At 44.4% G+C, this 21366-nt stretch carries 28 protein-coding genes; 14 read left to right on the top strand and 14 right to left on the bottom strand.

Translation table 11 applies throughout. The annotated features are described in order from the left end of the window. Positions 1-98 precede the first annotated feature (98 nt). The 3 genes from J7E35_RS00140 (at position 99) to J7E35_RS00130 (ending at position 2218) form a co-directional block, all read left to right on the top strand. The gene (locus J7E35_RS00140; protein WP_214776204.1) at positions 99-1316 is read left to right on the top strand and encodes an NAD(P)/FAD-dependent oxidoreductase; all 1218 of its coding nucleotides are present in this window, start codon (positions 99-101) and stop codon (positions 1314-1316) included. 141 nt (positions 1317-1457) lie between these two features. Beyond that, positions 1458-1940, top strand: coding sequence for an NUDIX domain-containing protein (locus tag J7E35_RS00135; RefSeq protein WP_214776203.1), 483 nt, complete (start codon positions 1458-1460; stop codon positions 1938-1940). A gap of 155 nt (positions 1941-2095) precedes the next feature. Next, entirely contained in the window at positions 2096-2218 is a 123-nt protein-coding gene (locus J7E35_RS00130; protein WP_214776202.1) for a YuiA family protein, read from the top strand. Here the strand turns inward: J7E35_RS00130 and J7E35_RS00125 are convergent. After that, positions 2210-2470 (bottom strand): hypothetical protein, encoded by a 261-nt coding sequence (locus J7E35_RS00125; protein ID WP_214776201.1) that lies wholly within the window; start codon positions 2468-2470, stop codon positions 2210-2212. The genes J7E35_RS00130 and J7E35_RS00125 overlap by 9 nt on opposite strands. Positions 2471-2547: 77 nt before the next feature. Between J7E35_RS00125 and J7E35_RS00120 the strand changes: the two genes are divergently transcribed. Together J7E35_RS00120 and J7E35_RS00115 are read left to right on the top strand one after the other, a co-directional pair. Next, positions 2548-2868 carry a YuiB family protein gene (locus J7E35_RS00120; RefSeq protein WP_214776200.1) on the top strand — a complete coding sequence of 107 codons (321 nt, stop codon included), beginning with the start codon at positions 2548-2550 and terminating at the stop codon, positions 2866-2868. 197 nt (positions 2869-3065) lie between these two features. Further along, positions 3066-3776, top strand: a complete 711-nt coding sequence (locus tag J7E35_RS00115; RefSeq protein WP_214776199.1) for a 3D domain-containing protein — start codon at positions 3066-3068, stop codon at positions 3774-3776. A gap of 53 nt (positions 3777-3829) precedes the next feature. Here J7E35_RS00115 and J7E35_RS00110 read toward each other — a convergent pair whose 3' ends face one another. After that, positions 3830-4597, bottom strand: a complete 768-nt coding sequence (locus J7E35_RS00110) for a cobalamin-binding protein (RefSeq protein ID WP_214776198.1) — start codon at positions 4595-4597, stop codon at positions 3830-3832. Between the two features lie 36 nt (positions 4598-4633). Continuing rightward, the gene (locus J7E35_RS00105) at positions 4634-5107 is read right to left on the bottom strand and encodes a divergent PAP2 family protein (protein ID WP_214776197.1); all 474 of its coding nucleotides are present in this window, start codon (positions 5105-5107) and stop codon (positions 4634-4636) included. 124 nt (positions 5108-5231) lie between these two features. On the opposite strand from J7E35_RS00105, the gene J7E35_RS00100 reads away from it, so the two are divergent. The 5 genes from J7E35_RS00100 to J7E35_RS00080 all read left to right on the top strand — a co-directional run bounded on the left by J7E35_RS00100 (position 5232) and on the right by J7E35_RS00080 (position 9840). Beyond that, on the top strand, positions 5232-5609 hold the full coding sequence (locus J7E35_RS00100; RefSeq protein ID WP_214776379.1) for a DUF309 domain-containing protein: 378 nt from the start codon (positions 5232-5234) through the stop codon (positions 5607-5609). A 117-nt stretch (positions 5610-5726) separates the two neighbouring features. Next, positions 5727-7238, top strand: a complete 1512-nt coding sequence (locus J7E35_RS00095) for a leucyl aminopeptidase (protein ID WP_214776196.1) — start codon at positions 5727-5729, stop codon at positions 7236-7238. A 217-nt stretch (positions 7239-7455) separates the two neighbouring features. Beyond that, positions 7456-8769, top strand: a complete 1314-nt coding sequence (locus tag J7E35_RS00090; RefSeq protein WP_214776195.1) for a Na+/H+ antiporter family protein — start codon at positions 7456-7458, stop codon at positions 8767-8769. A gap of 185 nt (positions 8770-8954) precedes the next feature. Next, positions 8955-9551, top strand: a complete 597-nt coding sequence (locus tag J7E35_RS00085; protein WP_214776194.1) for a sulfite oxidase-like oxidoreductase — start codon at positions 8955-8957, stop codon at positions 9549-9551. A 94-nt stretch (positions 9552-9645) separates the two neighbouring features. Further along, entirely contained in the window at positions 9646-9840 is a 195-nt protein-coding gene (locus tag J7E35_RS00080) for a hypothetical protein (RefSeq protein ID WP_214776193.1), read from the top strand. A 58-nt stretch (positions 9841-9898) separates the two neighbouring features. Here the strand turns inward: J7E35_RS00080 and J7E35_RS00075 are convergent, their stop codons facing one another. Further along, positions 9899-10246 carry a YuzC family spore coat inner layer protein gene (locus tag J7E35_RS00075; RefSeq protein ID WP_214776192.1) on the bottom strand — a complete coding sequence of 116 codons (348 nt, stop codon included), beginning with the start codon at positions 10244-10246 and terminating at the stop codon, positions 9899-9901. Positions 10247-10448: 202 nt separating this feature from the next. Here J7E35_RS00075 and J7E35_RS00070 point away from each other — a divergent pair, with 202 nt between their 5' ends. Beyond that, complete coding sequence (locus J7E35_RS00070; protein ID WP_214776191.1) at positions 10449-11081, top strand: DedA family protein; 633 nt, start codon at positions 10449-10451, stop codon at positions 11079-11081. Here the strand turns inward: J7E35_RS00070 and J7E35_RS00065 are convergent. Both J7E35_RS00065 and J7E35_RS00060 read right to left on the bottom strand, forming a co-directional pair. After that, a complete protein-coding gene (locus tag J7E35_RS00065) occupies positions 11053-11241 on the bottom strand; it encodes a hypothetical protein (RefSeq protein ID WP_214776190.1) in 189 nt (62 codons plus the stop codon). The two genes, J7E35_RS00070 and J7E35_RS00065, sit on opposite strands and share 29 nt — an antisense overlap. Positions 11242-11363: 122 nt before the next feature. Then, complete coding sequence (locus J7E35_RS00060) at positions 11364-11546, bottom strand: asparagine synthase (RefSeq protein ID WP_167833633.1); 183 nt, start codon at positions 11544-11546, stop codon at positions 11364-11366. Between the two features lie 103 nt (positions 11547-11649). Between J7E35_RS00060 and J7E35_RS00055 the strand changes: the two genes are divergently transcribed. After that, positions 11650-12036, top strand: a complete 387-nt coding sequence (locus tag J7E35_RS00055) for a PaaI family thioesterase (protein WP_214776189.1) — start codon at positions 11650-11652, stop codon at positions 12034-12036. A gap of 701 nt (positions 12037-12737) precedes the next feature. Here J7E35_RS00055 and J7E35_RS00050 read toward each other — a convergent pair. From J7E35_RS00050 to J7E35_RS00015, 8 genes are all read right to left on the bottom strand, one after another. After that, positions 12738-13889 (bottom strand): FAD-dependent monooxygenase, encoded by a 1152-nt coding sequence (locus tag J7E35_RS00050; protein ID WP_214776188.1) that lies wholly within the window; start codon positions 13887-13889, stop codon positions 12738-12740. A 148-nt stretch (positions 13890-14037) separates the two neighbouring features. Further along, positions 14038-14409, bottom strand: coding sequence for a monovalent cation/H(+) antiporter subunit G (mnhG, locus tag J7E35_RS00045; protein WP_214776187.1), 372 nt, complete (start codon positions 14407-14409; stop codon positions 14038-14040). Further along, positions 14387-14629: a Na(+)/H(+) antiporter subunit F1 gene (locus J7E35_RS00040; protein ID WP_483297206.1), complete on the bottom strand. Its 243-nt coding sequence runs from the start codon at positions 14627-14629 to the stop codon at positions 14387-14389. The genes mnhG and J7E35_RS00040 overlap by 23 nt, the downstream gene beginning before the upstream one ends. A 47-nt stretch (positions 14630-14676) precedes the next feature. Further along, positions 14677-15153: a Na+/H+ antiporter subunit E gene (locus J7E35_RS00035; protein ID WP_192472624.1), complete on the bottom strand. Its 477-nt coding sequence runs from the start codon at positions 15151-15153 to the stop codon at positions 14677-14679. 6 nt (positions 15154-15159) lie between these two features. After that, the gene (locus tag J7E35_RS00030) at positions 15160-16641 is read right to left on the bottom strand and encodes a Na+/H+ antiporter subunit D (protein WP_214776185.1); all 1482 of its coding nucleotides are present in this window, start codon (positions 16639-16641) and stop codon (positions 15160-15162) included. Continuing rightward, positions 16634-16975 carry a Na(+)/H(+) antiporter subunit C gene (locus tag J7E35_RS00025; protein ID WP_102264175.1) on the bottom strand — a complete coding sequence of 114 codons (342 nt, stop codon included), beginning with the start codon at positions 16973-16975 and terminating at the stop codon, positions 16634-16636. The genes J7E35_RS00030 and J7E35_RS00025 overlap by 8 nt, the downstream gene beginning before the upstream one ends. Beyond that, on the bottom strand, positions 16975-17397 hold the full coding sequence (locus tag J7E35_RS00020; RefSeq protein ID WP_214776378.1) for a Na(+)/H(+) antiporter subunit B: 423 nt from the start codon (positions 17395-17397) through the stop codon (positions 16975-16977). The genes J7E35_RS00025 and J7E35_RS00020 overlap by 1 nt, the downstream gene beginning before the upstream one ends. After that, entirely contained in the window at positions 17384-19801 is a 2418-nt protein-coding gene (locus tag J7E35_RS00015; protein WP_214776184.1) for a Na+/H+ antiporter subunit A, read from the bottom strand. The genes J7E35_RS00020 and J7E35_RS00015 overlap by 14 nt, the downstream gene beginning before the upstream one ends. Positions 19802-20018: 217 nt before the next feature. On the opposite strand from J7E35_RS00015, the gene J7E35_RS00010 reads away from it, so the two are divergent. Further along, the gene (locus J7E35_RS00010; RefSeq protein WP_214776183.1) at positions 20019-20222 is read left to right on the top strand and encodes a hypothetical protein; all 204 of its coding nucleotides are present in this window, start codon (positions 20019-20021) and stop codon (positions 20220-20222) included. A gap of 194 nt (positions 20223-20416) precedes the next feature. Continuing rightward, the gene (locus tag J7E35_RS00005; RefSeq protein ID WP_214776182.1) at positions 20417-20974 is read left to right on the top strand and encodes a DUF5366 family protein; all 558 of its coding nucleotides are present in this window, start codon (positions 20417-20419) and stop codon (positions 20972-20974) included. Positions 20975-21366: the final 392 nt, after the last annotated feature.

The raw sequence follows: 21366 nt of genomic DNA, 5'->3' as shown, positions 1-21366 counted from the left end.
TTTAGTGAATAATATCACAAACTTATCCGGAAAAAGATGGCGGCAGATAGAGATGAGCCCATCGACAAAAATATTTTAAAAAGGTGGAAGTGATCACTTTGAGAAAGCCAAAGATCGTAATTTTAGGAGCAGGATACGGGGGATTAATGACAGCTACCCGTTTACAAAAAGCTGTAGGAGTAAACGAAGCTGACATTGTCCTTATCAACAAAAATGATTACCACTATGAAACTACATGGCTGCATGAAGCATCAGCAGGAACTTTGCACCATGACAAAGTCCGTTATGATGTACGTGATGTAATCGATCGCCATAAAGTTGAGTTCGTCCAGGGTTCTGTTGAAGAAATCAAGCTGGAGGAAAAGCGAGTAATCCTTGATAGTGGTGACGTCGTCTATGATTACCTAGTCATCGCCCTTGGTGCTGAACCTGAAACTTTTGGTATTAAAGGCTTGAAAGAGCATGCTTTCTCTATCGTCAATGTCAACTCAGCCAGACAAATCCGTGAGCATATCGAGTACCAATTCGCAACTTATAATACTGAAGCGGAAAAGAAAGATGAGCGCCTGACAATCGTCGTTGGCGGTGCAGGCTTCACAGGAATCGAGTTCCTTGGTGAACTGACAAACCGAGTTCCGGAACTTTGCCGTGAATATGATGTAGACTACCATAAGGTGAAAATCGTATGTGTCGAAGCTGCGCCAATGGTTCTTCCTGGATTCGATCCTGAGCTAGTGAACTATGCGGTTGCCCAGCTCGAGAAAAAAGGTGTGGAATTCCGCATCGGTACAGCCATCAAAGAAGCGACTCCAGAAGGCATTGTCGTTGCCAAAGGAGAAGAAGAAGTCGAAGAAATCAAAGCTGGAACAGTGGTTTGGGCTGCGGGTGTCCGTGGAAACTCTGTCATTGAAAAATCAGGAATTGAAGCAATGCGCGGCCGTGTGAAAGTCCAGCCGGACCTTCGCCTGCCAGGTTCAGAAGATGTATTTATTGTCGGTGACTGCTCATTGATCATCAATGAAGAAATCAATCGTCCATATCCACCGACGGCACAAATCGCAATGCAGCAGGGTGAAGTTTGTGCAAGGAATCTTACAGCTCTAGTCCGCGGCAAATCAGAGCTTGAAACCTTCACTCCGGATATCAAGGGAACAGTATGTTCACTTGGAGAAGATGACGCAATCGGCGTTGCATTTGGCAAAAAAATGGTCGGCACGAAAGCTTCCTTCATGAAAAAAATGATCGATAACCGAGCGCTTTACATGATCGGCGGTCCTTCAATGGTTCTTAAAAAAGGTAAATTCAACATTCTATAATAGATAATGGGAAACAGGCTCCTAAGGGGGTCTGTTTTTTTCATGTTCATGCGAGTCTTGCACACGCGGACGGATACCCTGACGAATCCCGCCTGGCAGGTTACAATAATAGTACAAACTAGCAATAGGATGGGGAATGGAATGGGGAAACGTGAAAATGTATGGCTTGGTGTGGCCGGAGTTGTGATTTCAGAGGATGGGCGCTGGCTGGTCGTCAAAAAGCGGTATGGCGGCTTAAAAGGCAGCTGGTCGCTGCCGGCAGGCTTTGTAGATGAAGGGGAAACAGCCGATCAGGCGGTACTCAGGGAAGTATATGAAGAAACAGGTATAGAATGTACGGTTGCTGGGCTCCTAGGCCTGCGGACCGGAGTGATCCGGGAATCTATCAGCGATAATATGCTCGTTTTTCTGCTGGCACCATTGACAGATCAAAAGGTAAAAGTTGAAGAAAGTGAGTTGTATGATGCGAGATTCATACTGCCTGAACAACTGAAAGCGGACCCCGCTACATCGCTGCTCCTGCACTATCTCTTAAGCAAACCAATCAATCAAGTTGTCCCCGGACAGGTTGGATTGAATCCCGGAGAGCAATTTCATTATAGTGCATATCAATTATTTTTATAATTTTCTGAAATTTTAAGATAGTGACAGATATTTAAAGAAAATAGATGATGTATCCGTTTTCAATGTGGTTTTTTGGTCAAATTTGAACCTTTTCAAAATTAGAGAATGTCTGATATATTATCAGAAAATTCAATAATAAAAGGAGAGGTTCATAAATGAAAATGCACACACACGATTCAAAGGAATGTCCATATTGCTCAGGTAAAGGCTATTTCCAACTGTTGCTTGGCGGTTCAGAAACATGCACATGCTGCAGCGGATCCGGCAAATCAAAATAATAAGGCACTGCATCTTGGACCTTCGCAGAATGCGGGGTTTTTCTTTTTGTCCAAGGCTGTTTTCGTAAAGAGTGTTGTTAAAATCCTAAAGCCGATTTTAACGTGATGTAAAGTCATTTTGTATGTCGGTACTAAGTTTGCAAGCTCTTTTCTCATAATAAGCTTTAATTTTGTAAAGAAACTTAGGTAATACAATCCTATTTTGTAGTCAATAGCAACAAAGTTTGAGAAAAGAGCCTTGCCTAAAATCATGAGACTTACACCATTCCATTGACTCGAAAACGGACAAACAGTAAACTAGAAATGATGTTTAATGGGGGGATATAGGCATGATGACGGTTGTCACACTGATCATTTCGATGTTATTGTTTTTTGTCCTGTTCTTCGGGATTGGCTTTTTATTGAATATGCTGCTGAGGATGTCATGGATCATGGCGGTAGTTTATCCATTAATTGCGATTTTCATAATTGATAAGTATCCGTTTATCGACTATTTCAGGAATAGCGGTGAAGCATTCAGTGATCTCGGAAAGCGGCTTACACAATTGGCAATGGCCGACGTACTGATCCTAAGCAGCGGTTTGGCAGGTGCCATTTTAGCTGGTATAGTCATAAGGCTTTTGCGAAAAAAAGGATATCAAATGTTCTGATAGAAAAAACCTTCAAAAATTTGGAGGTTTTTTTATATGCATGAAATCGGTCTAGTTGTTGGATACTATAACTAAGTATCAGTAATATTTTACTTTTATTGGAAGTGTAAATAGGACTTTTGTCACTTTTTTGCTCCTTTTGGAATATTTCTTGTTTTGTTGGGAAATTAATAGTTTTGGGAGGAGTGAAAAATTTTATGAATATTTTAAAAATGTGGGCAAAACGCTCAGCAATGGTGGTATTATTTTTTGCTGCTATAACTTCTACTTTTCATTCGATATCGGGAGTGGAAGCTTCTACTGTTTCTACATACGTTTTTGATAGTGCAGGATTACCACAAGAGGAAAACTCAATTATAGATCATAAAAAGAAATCCATGGGACTCGCTTTTAAGTTTTTGAAAAAAATATCCGATTTTACAACAAAGATTTCTTCGAGTGAAAAGGTAGCTGGGACGCAGCCCACCCTTGAGGAGTCATTGAACTGGTCGCAATACCCGACCAAGAAAATCGTTGCAACAGGGTATACAGCAGGGGTTGAATCCACTGGAAAAAATCCTGGGCATCCAGGGTATGGAATTACTTATTCTGGTGTAAAAGTGAAGCGTGACTTGTATTCAACTGTCGCAGCTGATCTTAACGTATTCCCGATCGGGACAATCCTGTTCATTCCGGGATACGGATTCGGTGTGGTTGCCGATAAAGGCGGCGCAATCAAGGGGAATAAAGTTGACCTTTATTATGATACGGTAAAGGATGTATACGAGCAGTGGGGCAAGAAGACATTGGATGTATATGTCATTGAGATGGGCAACGGAAAGCTGACAGAAGCTGATTTAAAGGCCCTTAACGAGAATGAATCCATGCAGGTTTTCCGCCAGCAATATACAGGCGGCAAAAAATCATAAAAAGTTTAGGCACTTTCCTCCGTGGAAAGTGCCTTTTTATTGATTTGATGATATTACGCATGAATGAGATGATGCAGTTTTTCCAGGCCATCGAGGAGCCTTGGGGAGGGACGGCAATATAGCTCTTCTTCGAGAATCAGGATCCTGTCGTTTCTGACAGCTTCAAGTTCTTCCCATCCGGGCCTGTTGATGATCAATTCTTTCTTCACCTTTTGCTTCCTGACGCCGACCCAGGCGACACAGATGTAATCCGGGTTTCGCGATTTCACATCATCCCAGTCCGTCTGCACGCTTGCGAGTTCAACGTCCTTGAAAATATTTTCAGCACCGGCAGCCTCGGACACTTCTGTCAGCCAGTTGATGCTTCCGGGAGTAAATACCGGCTTGGGCCACCATTCCCAGTAAAGCTTTGGTCTCTGGCGGGCACTGGCTGCTTTTTGCTTGATGTTCTCCAGTCTGCTCCTGAACTGTCCAGCGGCTTCCCGGCCGCGTTCTGGAACGTTCAGGGCATTGGCGGTTTTGATCATATCGTTTTCGATATCCGCCAGCGATTGCGGGTTCAGTATGATATGTGGAATATTGCGTGCCGCCAAACCTTCAATATTCTTTTCCATTCCAGGAACGCTTAAAGACGCAAGGACGAGGTCTGGCTTCAATTCCTCGACGAGGTCAAGATTAATCGATAGGTCTGGTCCGAGCTGAGGCAGTGATTTTACCGATTCAGGCCAGTCTGAAAAATCATCGACACCGACGAGGAGATTCGTCAGCCCAAGGAATTCCATGATTTCTGTATTGCTGGGACATAATGATATAACTCTCAATTGATTCACCTGCTTTTAATCTAATTCCATCAAGTCTTAAAGGAAATAGTGAAGAAGTAATGTCAATATTACACCTGTCAGCCCGCCGAAAAATACTTCGATTGGCTTGTGGCCGAGCAATTCTTTCAATTCTTTCTGTTTCTCTTTTTCAGGCTTATCCTGCCAGCCCTTTGCCTCCTGGGCGAACCGGCCGAAATCAGCCACGAGCTGGTTCAAGACGATGGCCTGCTCCCCCGCCTGCCTGCGGACGCCAGATGCGTCAAACATCGTGATAATCGCAAACACAGCGGCAACTGCGAAAACGGCTGATTCCAGCCCGGTTTCAAGCGCCACACCTGTCGCCAATGCTGTAACCGCAGCAGAGTGGGAACTTGGCATTCCCCCTGTACTTGTCAAAAGCGACCAGTCGATTTTCCTCGTTGCAATATATTGAATCGGGACCTTTACGAACTGGGCGAAAAAAATCGCAGCAAGTGAAGCCCATAATGGGAAATTCGAAAATAATTCCATAGCTGTTCCCCCTATATATATAAAAGTACCTTTTTAAGTAATACCCAAGTTCAATTATAACATTACAGCAAATTTTAAAGGTCTGATAAAATAGTTTTTATACTTCAGGATTGAGGTGAAGAATTTGACGGACTACCCTGTTGAGTATTACGAGTTCTTTATTAAGTTCAACGAAGGAGACTATTATACCTGCCATGACTTGCTTGAAGATATGTGGATGACGGATAAAGGCAATCTATTTTTAAAAGGCCTGCTGCAGATGAGTGTCGCAATTTACCACTACAGCTATGGAAATGTGAAGGGAGCACGGCTGATGATGCAGGCAGCCCACGACTATCTGCAAACGTACCGTCCGGTATACTGGGGACTGAATTTAGAGATGGTCTATCCCTTCATCGAAGAGTGCCTGGGTACATTCCCGGCGGATCTGGACCGGGTTGCATATGAGGAAGTTACGATGCTGCCAGTGCTTCCGGTTTTGTATTTGTATCTTGAAGATTGAAATTGTACTGCATCATGATCATAAATTTAAGATTGTACCCAGTCAGTAAGATTAGGAAGTCGAAATATTTCAAGAGTTTCGATATAATGAACTTATCAATCTGTAGGGGTGAATTCTTTGTTTAAAGTAAATGATCAATTTAAATTTTCAAACAGCCATGATTGTCTGGTTATTGGTTTGTTCAACAAGCCGTCCGGCTTTGAAGGCACCATGGCAGAAGCCGACCAGCTTTTTGACGGACAGCTGACTGAACTTGTGAAAAGCGGGGATATTTCAACTAAGAAAAAGGCAGTTTCCAAGATACATACTTTCGGTAAAATTGGTGCGAAAAAAGTATATTTCGTCGGACTTGGACATGAAAAGGAATATAATTTCGAAACATTGAGGGACGCGTTTGGCCGTTTGTTCAAGAGTGCTAAGAAGGAAAAATGGACGGAAGCAGCCGTGCTTTTAGATACTTTTACAAGCGAGAAGGTTGAGCTTAACGACGCGGCGCATGCTTTAGGGGAAGCATTCCCGATGGCTGCATATGAATTCGCAGGCTACAAACAAAAATCAAACGAGCCTGAAAAGCGGATCGAAAGCCTGACAATCTACAGCGCAGACGAAGAGGGCGAAGTGGAAGCAGCAGTTGAGGTTGGCTATGTTTTTGGAAAAGGAACAAATTCGGCACGAACGCTTGTAAATACGCCGGGCAACCTTTTGACTGCGACAGACATGGCTGAATATGCGCTGAAGCTGGCAGAGAAATATGAATTCGAAGCAGAAATTTTGGAAAAAGAAGAAATGGAGAAGCTGGGAATGGGCGCGCTGCTTGCCGTCAACCAGGGATCTTCACAGCCGCCGAAAATGATTGTCCTGAAGTATCAGGGAAAAGAAGAGTGGAAGGATGTAATTGGCCTTGTCGGCAAGGGTATTACGTTCGACACAGGCGGTTACTCAATCAAAACGAAGGCTGGCATCGTCGGCATGAAGTCTGATATGGGCGGTGCGGCAGCGGTGCTTGGCGCAATGGAAATTATCGGGGAACTGAAGCCGGAGCAAAACGTTGTAGCGGTGATTCCGTCTACAGACAATATGATCTCGGGTACAGCATTCAAGCCGGATGACGTGATTACGTCCATGAGCGGAAAAACAATTGAAGTATTGAACACAGATGCGGAAGGACGCCTCGTCCTAGCAGACGCAATGACATACGCGAAGCATCACGGTGCGGACTATCTGGTGGATATCGCAACTCTGACAGGCGGTGTCATTACCGCGTTAGGACTGCATACATCGGGAGCATTGACGAACAACGAAGAGTTTTTTGAACAAGTGCTGGAGGCTTCTTATGAATCAGGTGAGCCAATCTGGCGCCTGCCGTTGTTCGAGCGGGACATAGAACGTGTCCGGGGCAGCAAAATCGCTGACCTGAATAATTCCCCAGGCCCTGAAGGCCATGCCATCATGGGAGGAGCTTTTGTCGGCGAATTCGCAGAAGGCACTCCATGGGTGCACCTGGATATCGCCGGGACAGCGACAACCAGCAAAGAATATGACCTGGGACCAGCAGGCGCAACCGGCGTCATGGCCCGCACACTGGCATTGCTTGTCGAAAGATTCGAGACAGCAGCAGATAGAGAATAACCAGATTTAACACCCCTGAAGCTGATCATGCGGCTCGGGGGTTTTTTATTGCGGCCCGGAATCCCCTCATTCCTGCCCATGTTTCCAAATACTAACTTCAAACAAACCATTGACACCAAAAACAAATCTATGATAATTTAATATTTGTCATTTTAATTCTCTACCAATTTACCAAACTAAAGTAAAACACACATTATCATCGAGAGGAGAACTCCTAATGAATGCAGTTATTATTGCTGTCCTGGCGATGCTGATCCTGAGCCTGCTTCGTGTCAACGTTGTTTTGGCATTGATTGCGGGAGCGCTGATCGGCGGGCTGACAGGCGGCTTGAGTATAGAGAAAACGATTGAGGTTTTTACCGGAGGCCTTGGAGGCAGTGCAGAGGTTGCGCTTAGTTACGCGCTGCTTGGAGGATTTGCTGTCGCTATTTCCAAGACAGGCTTGCCCAATCTGATTGTTGACTGGATGGTCGGCATGATTGGCAAAAACGGAGAGTCGAAAGCCAAAACTTATTCTAAAGCGATTATTGTCATCCTGATTTTAATGATGGCGATCTTCTCACAAAACTTAATTCCGATTCACATCGCGTTTATTCCAATTTTGATTCCGCCGTTGTTGATTATCTTCAACGAACTGAAAATAGATCGCCGGTTAATTGCTTCTGTATTGACATTCGGCCTGACGGCGCCTTATATTTTGCTGCCAGTGGGATTCGGAGGTATTTTCCACGATATCCTGGCAACGAACATGGCTGAAAGTGGAATGGAAATCGATATGGGCGATATCCCGACAGCAATGATGCTGCCAGTTGCTGGTCTTGTTGTTGGATTGCTGATCGCCATTTTTGTATCTTACCGAAAGCCTAGAATCTATCAGGATTATCAAGTAGTCCAGGTAGAAAAAAGCGAGTATTCCAAAGTCGGGATTATTTTCTCCATTGTTGCGATTGTTGCTGCGCTTGCTGCCCAGCTTTACTATGGTTCGATGATTATCGGCGCGCTGGCTGGTATCCTTGTTGTATATGCGAGTGGAGCAATCAAGTGGCGTGAAGCCGACAATCTTTTAACAGAAGGCATGAAGATGATGGCATTCATCGGATTCGTCATGCTTGCTGCTTTCGGTTTCGCTGATGTCCTGAAGGAAACCGGACACGTTGAAACGCTGGTAGCGCAGGCTGCTGACGCGATTGGAAATAATAAGGCCCTTGGTGCGTTGGCGATGCTTATTGTCGGACTGCTGGTTACAATGGGGATCGGTTCTTCTTTCTCTACGATTCCAATTATCGCTACGATATTTGTACCGCTAAGCCTTCAACTCGGTTTCAGCCCGATGGCAACGATTGCGATTGTTGGAACAGCTGCTGCACTTGGTGACGCAGGTTCACCTGCATCTGACAGTACACTTGGTCCGACAGCCGGTTTGAATGCTGATACTCAGCACAACCACATCTGGGACACGGTTGTCCCAACATTCGTTCACTATAATATTCCGTTGATCATTTTCGGCTGGATTGCTGCAATGGTTTTATAGTTCGGAAAAATATAGCCGTCTTGCTCTTTGGGCAGGGCGGCTTTGTTTATTTTAAAAAGGAAATTCGGTAGGATAATAAGAAAAGCGCATCTAAGAGATTTATACAAGTTAAAATCTGCTTTAGGATTTTAACAACAATCGTTACGAAAACAGCCTTCTTATCTGATAAAAAGGGGTGATCAAACATGTATTTCGGAAAAACGCGTAAAAAGGGCCCATCGGACAGAGTCCCGCCGAACCAAAATGTCACAACCTCTTTTCCTGTCCTGCATTATGGCAATGTGCCGTATTATAAGAACCTGGAAGAGTGGAGCTTGAAGATTTTTGGTCTTGTAGAAAAAGAAGTAATTTTACGATATAAGGATATAATGGCGTTGCCGCAAATGACATCCGGCAACGACATTCATTGTGTGACTGGCTGGTCGAAGCTGGATAATGTGTGGGAAGGGATTGCCGCCAAGGAGTTAGCCAGGCTGGCCGGGCCGGTCGAAAGTGCTAAATATGTCATTCTCCATGCTGAGGAAAATTGGACGACGAATCTTCCGATTGGGGATTTTCTTAAGGAAACGAGCCTGCTTGCCCATTCCCATAACGGGGAGGAGCTAACCCCGGAACATGGCTATCCATTGAGAGCCGTGATTCCCCATCTGTACTTTTGGAAGAGCGCGAAATGGATCAGAGGCATTGAGTTCGTCTCTGAAAACAGGCCCGGTTTCTGGGAAGAAAATGGTTACCATATGTATGGAGATCCATGGAAGGAACAGCGGATGACCTGGGATTAGGCTTTTTTTCTAATCTAATGGACAAACGCCCATTCAATAGCCTCTATGTTTGCATATGAAGTAATGTAGGCAAATATATGAGGGAGGTAGCTTGATGTATAGAAGACCATTCTATGGTGGAAGACGCCCATTTGGCTTTGGTTATGGCTTTGGAGGTCCGTTTATTGGAGGAGTACTCGGAGGACTGTTAGGCAGCGCCCTATTATATCCGCGTCCATATGGCTATGGATACGGCGGATTCCCGCCATACGGCTATGGATACGGCTATGGATATCCGTTTTATTATTAAATGCAGAAACCAATTAACATCGCCGCTGTTTAGAAACAGCGGCATTTTTTAAGATTCCTCATTCCCATCTCAGCTGCGTGATGATATGGCAGCATTCTTTGTCTCCTGCATAATCCACGAAATTCATCGTGAGACCATCCGGGTTAAACTTGATTTTTGGTTTCTTCTTAATCCCGGTTGAGTGGATCAATCTTTCTACTTCATTTTGCTGAGATTGCTGTGCGGCAGCCATTAAATCACTGGAAAAAGAAGTGGATGAAGTTATTTTAGTCATCACGAGATTGGCGTCTTCCATCAAAGAAATGGCTTTTTTTGCTGAAGTTTTGAACAGTGTTGCATTCACTTCCGGATATGGACGAGCTTTAACATTCCTGGCATGCTTTTTATGAAAAAATAAACAATGCATTAGCAGCTTCCCCTTCCTAACGGGTAAGTTTTCGACCTTTTTCAATGTATGAACATAAGTCCTCAAGTATGAAGAAGAGAAAAGCTAAAGCACTGCAAAATAGGAAAAAAAGAGGTGAAATAAGGACGAAAGGAGAATTGTTATACATATTAACTTCTATTGTGAAATAGAATCGGACCAAGGTGGGATGGAGGGGTGACCCATGGATCTGGAGCTGGTTATCAATATAATTGAAGATAATGGCTATTTGGGCTTGTTTTTGTGGCTATGGTTCGGAGTATTCGTCATTCCAGTTCCCAATGAGGTTATTCTGATGACTGTAGGACTCGCTTCGGCTAAAGGGGCATTGAATCCAGTCCTTGCATTTTTGGTTACATACATGGGGATTTCTGCAGCCTTTACCTCCAGCTATTCACTGGGAAGAATCATAGGGAGAAGAGTGCTGCGGTTATTGGAAAAAAAGAAACGGTTCGCGAATTCGATTGAGTCTGCGATAAAGCTAATGGAGAAGTACCATGCTTTTTCATTGTCGTTGAGCTGTTTTGCCCCGGGAGTCCGATATTTGGTGCCTTTGCTCTATGGCTTCAGCAGGCTTCCGTTTAAAACCTTTGCCATTTTTGCCTATAGTGGCGCCTTCGTGTGGGTCTCCATCATTTTTGTCCTAGGCTATCTATTTGGAGATAAAATGGACATTGTCATGAAGTACAACAAAGAAGTCTGGTTGGTGATCCTTGCTCTCGCCATTATAACTTTCATTTTCGTCCTGCGCCGGAGAAAAATAAAGGCCGCGATTGGAACTGAAGAAGTTATCCTTCAGGAAAGGCAGTCAAAATAGCTGATTGCTGATGAGGGGATTCTTCAGGAGAGACAGCCAAAATAGCTGCTGCTGATGAGGGGGATTCATCAGGAGAGGCAGCCAAAATAGCTGCTGCTGATGAGGGGGATTCATCAGGAGAGGCAGCCAAAATAGCCGTCTTCCTGAAGAGGGTATTCATCAGGAGAGGCAGCCAAAAATAGCCGCCTCCTGAAGAGTGTATTCATTTGGAAAGGTGGCTCAAAAGCCGCATTCCAACAAAGCAGTCATTGCAATGATATGCCGGGTATCCTAATTGGCAGGCTAAAACTCATTCCGGTGTTCAACCAGGTCAATGGCTCCCAGAACAATATGGGCTAACCCGAAACCAAATATGGTGTTGGAAACCATCTTATCGATTTTGCGATTTTGTTTCATAGCGTAGCCCGCTGCTGTTACAGCCGTTCCTAGCACCGCAGGAATCATGCCTTCACGAACTCGGTTCATATGGATCACCTCATTTTTATGATGCGTCCTTTTGTGAAGGACAATAATAGTTTTTCCTGTTCTTGATAGTAAATTGTTTGCCAAATATAAGGAGGTAATAAGATTGGAACTTAACAACACACTTCTTGGATCACTGGGAATAGAAATAACCGAGCTGCAGAAAGGGAAAGTAGTCGCTACAATGCCTGTCGATGAACGAACGAGGCAGCCATTCGGTTTGCTGCACGGAGGAGCCTCTGTCGCACTTGCAGAGACGGTCGCCAGCGTTGGAGCATTCGAACTAGTCGACAAGGAAAACGAAGTAGTGGTCGGCCTTGAAATCAACGCAAACCATATCAAGGCAAAAAAGGACGGCCTGGTAACAGCTGTCGGTACTGTCCTCCACCAAGGAAAAACAACAATGGTTTGGGATATAAAAATCACCGATGAAGAAGAAAACCTTGTTTGCATTTCAAGATGTACAATCGCCGTGATAAAACGAAGGAAATGAACCAGCCAAATTGGCTGGTTTTTGCATTTGGTCAGGTTTTGAAAGGAAGAGTGCAGAAAGTAAATGATTATCGCTTGGTGATTGTGACAGGTTTGGCTTGGGGAGGAGCAAAGCTGTCAAGAAAAGGAGGTTATTGTGACAGGTTTGGCTTGTGAAAGGGAAAAGCTGTCAGGAAAATGGGGTAATTGTGACAGGTTTGACTCGTGAAGGGGAAAAGCTGTCAAGAAAAGGAGGTTATTGTGACAGGTTTGACTCGTGAAGGGGAAAAGCTGTCAAGAAAAGGAGGTTATTGTGACAGGTTTGGCTTGGGGAGGAGCAAAGCTGTCAAGAAACAGCCGTTATTATGACAAGTTTGGCTCGTGAAGGGGAAAAGCTGTCAAGAAACCGGTATTGTGACAAGTTTAGGGTGTAAAGAGGAAAAGCTGTCAAGAAACAGCCGTTATTATGACAGGTTTGGCTCGTGAAGGGGAAAAGCTGTCAAGAAAAAGTGATTATTTTGACAGGTTTGGGGTGGGAATAGGAAAAGCTGTCAAGAAACAGCCGTGATTGTGACAGGTTTAGTTTTTGAAGAGGAAAAGCTGTCAGAAGTAACCCCAAGTACAGACAGCTTTCACAGGAAACAAAGAAAACCTGTCAGAAGTGAGCCCAAGTTCAGACAGCTTTCATAGGAAATCAAGGAAAGTTGTCAAAAGTCATTCCCATCACAATGCATCCATATCTTCTTCTATTTCAAACACCCTCCTCAGCTTCTCGTTATGAAAGGCAGCCGGCGTCATCTGGAGTAATTTGTTCCGGATTGAGCAAAGGACGGGGAAATCAATCCGCGCTGCCAACCCATAAATTTTCATTTCGTCTTTAACTACCTTCATACGCTCCTGCCTGTGTACTTCATACTTTATAAATGCCTGATCAATTGTTTCTTCCATGCTGATCCATTTTGCCAGATATACAGCATCTTCAGCAGCCTGTGATGCGCCCTGGCCTATATTGGGCATGGATGCGTGTGCAGAATCACCGAGCAATAGGATATTACCTTTATGAATCGGTGTTAAAGGTTGCAATTCATATAAATTATCGTAAATGATCTGGTCGTGGGAAGTATTTTCCAGTATTTCCTGTATTGGTTGATGGTAGTAAAAAAAGTTGAACAATAAATCGATAGGGGACCATTCGCTCATGTCGCTGTTTTCTGTAGAGGATTTTTTCAATGCATACCAAAACACCTGATTATCTGTTAACGGGGCAATCCCAAATCTTCCCCTTGCCCCCCATGTTTCAGTGTAGTCATGCACCTGTATTGGCGGATCATCCAAGATGCCTCTCCAGCAGGAGAAACCTGAATAAACCAGGCTGCTATTCGGGAACAGTTTTCTCCGAGTTTTTGAGGCAGCACCGTCGCAGCTGATAAGATAGTCAGATTCTATACTGGTGCCATCTTCGAAAAATAATGTCAATGCATCACCGTGTTTAAAATCAATCATATGCTTTTCAAAGTGGAGAGATCCAGGAAGGAGTGCATCTGTCAAAATTCTATGAAGTTCTGAACGGTGGATGAACAGGTAATTTGGGATATGGGATGGTGCGTGATAGTCGAATTCGGCGATGGTACTGCCCGAATCGGATTTAAGCAAACAGCCGTCAGCATCTAATCCGCCTGCACGCAATTCGGGTCCCAATCCCATAATATAGAAGGCTCGAATGGCATTGCCGCTTAGGATGATTCCGGTATCAGGTTCATGTGCATTTTTTTCTTTTTCATACACCTCCACATATATTCCATTTCTTTGCAGTGCGATTGCTGTGCTTAACCCGCTGATTCCGCCGCCGACAATTGAGATTCTTGCATCGTTCATAACACTTAACCTCCATTCCGCAAAACAGGAATCCTAATCATATCTTAACTATACGTGACTAATCCTTTGGTTGGTATGGATAAAAATTGAATTTTACATGGACAAAAAAAGCCATCAGGTGGATATACCTGATGACCTTTTATCTAAATTATTTCAATTCTTTAGCTTTCATAGCTTTCCGTGCTTTTGCAAGGTCGTCCTGGACAGTGCGGTCTGATAGCTTGACCCCGCTGTTATAGGCAGCTCTTGCGATCAAATGCCCTGCAACAGGAGAAGTGAGGAAAATGAATGCTACCCCGAGCAATAAACGGGAATTGAAATGATGTTCAATCAACCAGAAGTAAAGAAAGGTGCCCAGCAATACGAGCATCACTCCCATAGTGGCACTTTTCGATGCTGCGTGGGTCCTTGTATAAACGTCTGGAAGTCTGATCAGACCAAAAGCAGTCACAAGGCTTAGAAATGCTCCGAACAGGATGAACAAGCCAGCAAAAAACTTAACGATCTCTATTTCTGTCATATTCCATGATTACTCCCTTCTCAAGGAATTTTGAAAAGGCAACTGTTCCGATGAATGCCAGGATCCCAATCAGCAGGATGATATCAAGGAAAGCACTGGTTTCAAGAACAACTGATACTAAAGCAATCACAGAAACTAGGCTTATGCCGATTGCGTCGAGGGCCACTACCCGGTCTGCTACGGTTGGGCCCTTGATCACTCGATAAATAAGACCGATCATCGAAAGTGATATGAAGGTAACTGAAACCCATAAAACCGCTTCAAACATTATCGGCTCACCTCCATAATCGCTTTTTCAAACGTATTTTTGATACTCTGGATTGCTTCATCCGCATCACTGATATCCATCGCATGAACATACAATATCCTGTTGTCAGGTGAAACATCGACGACAAGCGTTCCAGGAGTCAAAGTGATCAGGTTTGCGAGCATCGTAATTTCCCAGTCTTCCTTCAATTCTGTCGGGAAGGCGAAGATGCCAGGCTTGATATTAAGCTTTGGCCTAAGTACTGCCTTTAAAACGGAAATATTTGAAAGGATCAGTTCCAGAGTGAAAATATAAATCAAGTTCAATACGGCCACTACCCTCAATAAATAGAAGCGGGAAGTGAAGAAGCGCCGGAAAATATAAATGATGAGCAGGCCGAAGAAATACCCGACAAAAAAGGAGGCCGGGGAGTAGGATGTCTTAAGGAACATCCAGACAAAGGCCAGAATGAAATTCAGCAAGATTTGAAAAGCCATAGCTCATCACTCCTTTAAAACAGCATTGATGTAGATTTCCGGATTGGCAAGCGTTTCGGCGGCTGTTGAAATAACCGGATAAATAGCCTCGGTTCCGAAGCCGTATAACACAGCGAACACAGTTAAAATTGCAGGGGCAACGAGCAGCCATTTTACAGGTGCTTTTTCCTCATTCTTATAGGCTCTTGGTGTTCCCCAGAAGCCTCTTATAAAAATCCTCATGACTGAAAACAGGACAAGCAAGCTCGACATCAGTACAACGAAGGAACCAATATAACTTTCAGCTTCAAATCCAGAGCGCACAACCATCAATTTGCCTGCGAAACCGCTGAGCGGCGGAATGCCGGCAAGTGCGGCTGTAGCAATGAAGAATGTCCACCCAAGTGCAGGGTATCTGTTGATCAGTCCGCTGATTTTCTCAAGGTCGCTCGTCCCGGTTATCACGATGATAATCCCAATCAACAGGAACAGTGTCGCCTTAATGTTCATGTCGTGGATCAGGTAAAAAATCGATCCAGTGAGAGATTCAGGTGTCAGGACGGATACCCCGAATAAGATGACACCGACGGCAACGATGATGTTATAGATAATGATTTTTTTGATATCAGTATAAGCCAGTGCCCCAATTACCCCGGCAATGATCGTCATGATAGCGAGGACTTGCAGCAATTGATGTGTATAGCCGACATCATGGTAAAAGAATAATGTATAGGTTCTGGTGATCGAGTATACGCCAACCTTGGTCAGCAATGCCCCGAACAGCGCCATGACAGGTGCTGGCGGCGCGTAATACGATCCTGGCAGCCAGAAATAAAGCGGGAAGATCGCGCCTTTCAGTCCGAAGACAATAAGGAACAGGACGGCAATAACTGTTATGATCCCTGCGCTTCCGACCTCGCTGAGCCTTACGGAAATATGCGCCATATTCAGCGTCCCTACCACTGAATACAAATAGGCGACAGCGATGACGAACAAGGCAGATGAAATAACGTTCACGAGTATGTATTTAATCGATTCTCGGAGCTGGATTTTGGTTCCGCCCAACACAATCAATACATATGATGACATCAGCATCACTTCGAAGAATACAAACAAGTTGAAAATATCACCCGTAGTAAAGGCTCCATTAACCCCGACAATCAAAAAGTTGACGACTGGATAATAGAAAAATCTTTCACGATCTTCTCCTATGGATTTGAAGGAGTAAAACAACGCTGCAAATGCGATGATACTTGTCGTCAATACAAGCAGGGCAGAAAGCATATCCGATACAAGCGTGATGCCGTATGGTGCTTCCCAGTTACTGAGATTCATCGTCTGGATGCCATTCCGATAAACATGGTTAGCCAGCATGAAGGAAACCACTATCGTGAGCAGTGCGCTTATCGCTGAAATCCATCGCTGGGCCATGATGTTTTTAGTGAAAAAAATAAGTACAACCCCTGTAATCAGAGGAATCAAGATGGGTAATATGATTAGATTATTCATGTCCTTCCTTTCCTCTCAAGCGATCCATATTATCAGTTCCAAGCTCCTGGTAGGCACGGTAGGCCACAACCAGGAAGAATGCTGTAACACCAAAGCTGATGACGATCGCTGTCAGGATCAGTGCCTGTGGCAGCGGATCGGCATAGGATGGGGCATGCTCTCCCAGGAGCGGGGCCGCACCTCTTTTTAAGCCTCCCATTGTCAGCAGGAGAAGGTGGGCACCGTGACTTAACAGCCCTGTCCCAATAATGATCCTGAGCAAGCTTTTTGAAAGCATGAGGTAAGTGGCTGTCATAAATAAAATTCCAATTAGAAAAGCCATTAAGATTTCCATTATTCGCTCTCTCCAATCGTTTGAATAATGGTCATTGTCACACCAATGACGACAAGGAAGACCCCTGTATCAAACAATACCGCTGTATGTAAAGATGTCTTGCCGAGGAGCGGCAAATAAGCGTAAGTAAATGCATGTGTCAGGAACGGCATATTGAAAAATAACGCACCAGCACCTGTTCCAATCGCAATGAGCAGACCGACAGCGACAACTTTAATATAATCAAACGGCAAAATCATTTTGACAGTCTTGATATCGAATGCCAGTAAAAGCAATACAATTGCTCCAGACGTCATCAATCCGCCGATGAACCCACCGCCCGGATAATAATGGCCTGCGAAAAACAGGTGGATTGAGAACAGGATGATGACGAACAGGACGAACTTTGTAACAGTCTGGAGGATGATATCATTTGTTTTCATCAAGTTCTCTCCCCCTTGTCAGCCGAAGCTTGATCATCGCAAAAATACCAAGTGCAGCAATGCCAAGAACGGCAATTTCAAACATTGTATCGAAGCCGCGGAAATCAACGAGGATGACGTTGACCATATTTTCACCGCCGGCTTTTTTATAAGTATTTTCAACATAATACTCTGAAATGGAGCCGAAGATCTTATTGCTGTGGGCAGATAAGGCAATCATCGTCACAATCGCCCCTACACCAATCGAGATCAGTGCATTAGCAGCCCTGAACCGGATTCTCTCTTCATCTCTCCTGATTTGCGGCAGGTGATAAAACGCCAGAAGGAACAGTGAAACAGATACAGTCTCAATGACCAGCTGTGTAAGTGCAAGATCAGGCGCCCTGAACAGGACGAAAAAGAGTGCTACCGTATAGCCAACCGCACCAAGCAGGATGATGGAAGTCAGCCTTGATTTGGCAAACAAGATGGTAATTGCGGATACGGCCATGATCAGAACAAGCACAACTTCAAAAAAGTGAATTGGTGCGACACTGCTCAAATCCAGTTTGAATGCGTTCTTGAAGATCAGTGTCGAAGCCAGAGCCAAAATAAAGAATGAAAAAATATAAACGAGATATGACCGTATAAATCCGGTCATGTACGACTTTGTGATGTTTCTTGATGTCAGCTCCATGAGTTCAAGGCCTCGGTCATAGAAACGATTGAATGACATGCGTGATGGAAGCTTGCTATAAATTCCTGCCCATTTAGGCATGAACTTATAGAGCAATAACCCGAATGTGATAACACCAATTGTCATGAACAATTCAGCAGTCGGCCCGTGCCAGTGAGAGATATGGACATCGAATCCTTCCCCGCTTTCGAGCAGTGATGGCAGGATCGATCCCATTGCCGGCGAAATGATGTTATGAGACAGGACGTTCGGGAAAATACCGAAAATGATCACAAGTGAAGCCAGGATAACCGGTGAAATCAGCATGCCGATTGGTGCCTCATGCGGTTTCTTTTCCAATTTCTCAGGCTGATATTTGCCCATGAAGGTCTTGAAGACGTACATCATGCTGTACAGGAATGTGAAAACACTTGCTGTCCAGGCAATGATTGGGAACAGGATGCCCCATGTGTCCATATTGAAAATATCCATTTCTGCTACACGCAGCATGCCAGTGAAAAACATTTCCTTGCTCAGGAACCCGTTGAACGGCGGAATCCCGGCCATGGAAAAAGTGCCGATGATCGCAAGCGTGAAGGTGATCGGCATGAAATTCATCAATCCGCCAAGCTTGCGTATATCCCTTGTACCCGTTTCATGATCAATGATCCCTGTTACCATGAACAGGCTTCCTTTAAAAGTTGCGTGGTTGATCAGGTGAAACACTGCGGCAGTGACGGCAACGATATAATAGCCATTTTCAATTGTGCCATAATGCAGCGCAGCGGCACCCGCGCCAAGAAGCGACATGATCATTCCGAGCTGGCTGACAGTCGAAAAAGCAAGAATCGCTTTTAAATCCGTTTGTTTTACCGCTGAGAACGAACCCCAGAATAATGTAATCACTCCAACTCCGGCAACGAGCCAGACCCAGGTGCCTGAATGTGCGAACACAGGAGTCATACGGGCAACAAGATAGATTCCCGCTTTTACCATCGTCGCAGAGTGCAGGTACGCACTGACCGGCGTTGGTGCTTCCATTGCATCAGGAAGCCAGATGTGGAATGGGAACTGAGCTGATTTTGTAAAAGCCCCCAGCAAGAACAGAATCAGTGTCGCGGTAAATAAAGGGTGGTTCACGACTTCATTGGACATTTCGATTGTTTCTGTAATGCTGAAGGTCCCTGTGATGATATACAGCATCAGGATGCCCCCGAGCATCGATAATCCTCCGAAAACGGTGATTAGCATCGATTTTTGCGCACCGTAGCGAGATCGTTCACGATGGTTCCAGTAGCCAATCAGCAAGAAAGACGAAAAACTGGTCAATTCCCAGAAAGTATAGAGCACAATCAGGTTGTCCGACAAAACGACTCCGAGCATCGCGCCCATGAACAAAAGCAGGTAGACATAGAAAGTATTCAGCTTCTCTTTGTCCGGATTTAGATAATAAATCGAATACAGGACAACCAATGCGCCGATTCCAGTGATCAGCAGGGCGAACAATAGCCCAAGGCCGTCAACTTTTAACGTGAAATCAATTCCAAGCGAAGAAATCCAGGGTACGGTCTCCATAACCGTCCCGCCATGTCCTGTTGTGCTGATGAACTGCAGGAAATAGGCAAACAGCACGGCCGGAAGCGGCAGCAGGAACCAGCCCGTATGGATACTCTTGAAATACTTATGTAAAAATGGAATTAAGATCGCGAGTAAAAGCGGTGATAAAACTGCAAGGTGAAGTAAAGACAAAAGATAATACCTCCTTATTTAATTCCATATTCATGGCTTAACATTATATTTTTTGCCAATTTAACCAAGTTCATGCCTCCAACTCACTGATGTGAAAATTATATCGTAAAAAAGTTGGCGATGCATGTCATCGACCTTGAAAAATCAAGGTTTTATCCTTTGCTGAATAAAATCATGATTCTTTTTGCATACTAACAGTGAATAGGGGGGATAAGCCATGGCCCGAAAGCTGATTGTATGCGTTGGGATATTCCTGAGTTTGTTCACGGGGTTCATGATTCTCGATCAAAACGATGAAAAAGAGTTGTCAAATAAAGGACCTGGAGTGCTGGAAATCCAGCAATCAGATATGGACGAGGTTGAAACAGCCACTTATGTACCATTTGGTTCAAGAGAATACGTCCGGATTGTTCCGCAGTAACACCAACCTTTTTATACGGACAAGATACAAAAAGGTTTCAAAAAAAATTAAAGTTCCTGAAAAGGGGCTTTTTTCTTGTGGGATTTTTCTGCTGGTTAGCTCTGGGAGGATTACGGTTCATATTCTTGTTGCCGGTCACTATAATTTCTTTCATAATGAGAAGCAGGAAATGAAAGAATTGAGTGAATTGTTCTATGAGAAACCCATACTTAACAGGCTACTTTCCGCTACTGTCGATTATTATGTTCAGCCTGGCCCTGTCTTTGCGAACGGAAATCGAGTTAATCTCCATCCTGAAAAATGCCGGGATTTACGATGGGATGCTGGAATTCTTTTCAGATACCGGAATTAAGCTATCCTTGCTGGCTTTGCTGATGGTGGTCTATTTCATGGTATTCGCGGCTTTGAAGCTGATTGCCGATACCATCAATGAGGTCAGCCTTTTATTATTTTCTAGGGACCATGAAGGAGAGAGCCTGAAACTGATCCGAAAAGGAGCCATTGTTTACTTTGCTGGCGGAATCGCAGCACTGGCCAGCTTCTTCAGCTTCACTGGGATAGGGTCCATATTTTTATTGGCAACTATGGTCTATTTCATTTACTTTGTTTATAAAATCAGCCCCAAGCTCACAGCGGCAGGACTGATTGGAACAGTGTTCTTCCAGGTCATCCTCTGGAGTACGCTCGTGCTGGGTATTATTTATCTTGCGGTAAAAGTGTATAACAGCCTGATTGCAAGCTTGCCGATCTAATAGCCGATTGGGGTTTAATTACAAATGGGGGGGAGAATCTTCTCAAACAGGGTCTCGGGGAAGCTTAAACCGTAACCGAAATCTCATTTTAGTGCCCAAACAGGTAACGGGAAAGCTTAAAAGGAAACGGAAACCTTGTTTCAGTGCCCAAACAGGTGCCGGGAAGCTTAAAAGGAAACGGAAACCTCGTTTCATTGCCCAAAACAGGTGCCGGAAAAGCTTAAAAGGGAACGGAAATCTTGTTTCAGTGCCCAAACAGGTGCCGGAAAGGTTTGAAAGGGAACGGAAATCTTGTTTCAGTGCCCAAACAGGTGCCGGGAAAGCTTGAAAGGAAACGGAACCTCGTTTCAGTGCCTAAACAGGTGCCGGGAAAAGTCAAGTCCATATTAATG

The organism is Bacillus sp. ISL-45, assembly GCF_018613195.1.
Lineage (GTDB): Bacteria > Bacillota > Bacilli > Bacillales > Cytobacillaceae > Mesobacillus.
Note: the sequence above shows the minus strand (reverse complement) of the source record. Positions and strands in the feature narration are given on the sequence as shown.

Coding starts and splice junctions, on each gene's coding strand:
- J7E35_RS00020 (WP_214776378.1), bottom strand. CDS start 17,397: ATGAAAACAAATGATATCATCCTCCAGACTGTTACAAAGTTCGTCCTG.
- J7E35_RS00115 (WP_214776199.1), top strand. CDS start 3,066: ATGAATATTTTAAAAATGTGGGCAAAACGCTCAGCAATGGTGGTATTA.
- J7E35_RS00120 (WP_214776200.1), top strand. CDS start 2,548: ATGATGACGGTTGTCACACTGATCATTTCGATGTTATTGTTTTTTGTC.
- J7E35_RS00075 (WP_214776192.1), bottom strand. CDS start 10,246: ATGCATTGTTTATTTTTTCATAAAAAGCATGCCAGGAATGTTAAAGCT.
- J7E35_RS00040 (WP_483297206.1), bottom strand. CDS start 14,629: ATGATCGGTCTTATTTATCGAGTGATCAAGGGCCCAACCGTAGCAGAC.
- mnhG (WP_214776187.1), bottom strand. CDS start 14,409: ATGACAGAAATAGAGATCGTTAAGTTTTTTGCTGGCTTGTTCATCCTG.
- J7E35_RS00005 (WP_214776182.1), top strand. CDS start 20,417: ATGAGAAACCCATACTTAACAGGCTACTTTCCGCTACTGTCGATTATT.
- J7E35_RS00025 (WP_102264175.1), bottom strand. CDS start 16,975: ATGGAAATCTTAATGGCTTTTCTAATTGGAATTTTATTTATGACAGCC.
- J7E35_RS00085 (WP_214776194.1), top strand. CDS start 8,955: ATGTATTTCGGAAAAACGCGTAAAAAGGGCCCATCGGACAGAGTCCCG.
- J7E35_RS00105 (WP_214776197.1), bottom strand. CDS start 5,107: ATGGAATTATTTTCGAATTTCCCATTATGGGCTTCACTTGCTGCGATT.
- J7E35_RS00010 (WP_214776183.1), top strand. CDS start 20,019: ATGGCCCGAAAGCTGATTGTATGCGTTGGGATATTCCTGAGTTTGTTC.
- J7E35_RS00080 (WP_214776193.1), top strand. CDS start 9,646: ATGTATAGAAGACCATTCTATGGTGGAAGACGCCCATTTGGCTTTGGT.
- J7E35_RS00070 (WP_214776191.1), top strand. CDS start 10,449: ATGGATCTGGAGCTGGTTATCAATATAATTGAAGATAATGGCTATTTG.
- J7E35_RS00065 (WP_214776190.1), bottom strand. CDS start 11,241: ATGAATACCCTCTTCAGGAAGACGGCTATTTTGGCTGCCTCTCCTGAT.
- J7E35_RS00125 (WP_214776201.1), bottom strand. CDS start 2,470: ATGATTTTAGGCAAGGCTCTTTTCTCAAACTTTGTTGCTATTGACTAC.
- J7E35_RS00130 (WP_214776202.1), top strand. CDS start 2,096: ATGAAAATGCACACACACGATTCAAAGGAATGTCCATATTGCTCAGGT.
- J7E35_RS00090 (WP_214776195.1), top strand. CDS start 7,456: ATGAATGCAGTTATTATTGCTGTCCTGGCGATGCTGATCCTGAGCCTG.
- J7E35_RS00030 (WP_214776185.1), bottom strand. CDS start 16,641: ATGAATAATCTAATCATATTACCCATCTTGATTCCTCTGATTACAGGG.
- J7E35_RS00135 (WP_214776203.1), top strand. CDS start 1,458: ATGGGGAAACGTGAAAATGTATGGCTTGGTGTGGCCGGAGTTGTGATT.
- J7E35_RS00050 (WP_214776188.1), bottom strand. CDS start 13,889: ATGAACGATGCAAGAATCTCAATTGTCGGCGGCGGAATCAGCGGGTTA.
- J7E35_RS00060 (WP_167833633.1), bottom strand. CDS start 11,546: ATGAACCGAGTTCGTGAAGGCATGATTCCTGCGGTGCTAGGAACGGCT.
- J7E35_RS00035 (WP_192472624.1), bottom strand. CDS start 15,153: ATGGCTTTTCAAATCTTGCTGAATTTCATTCTGGCCTTTGTCTGGATG.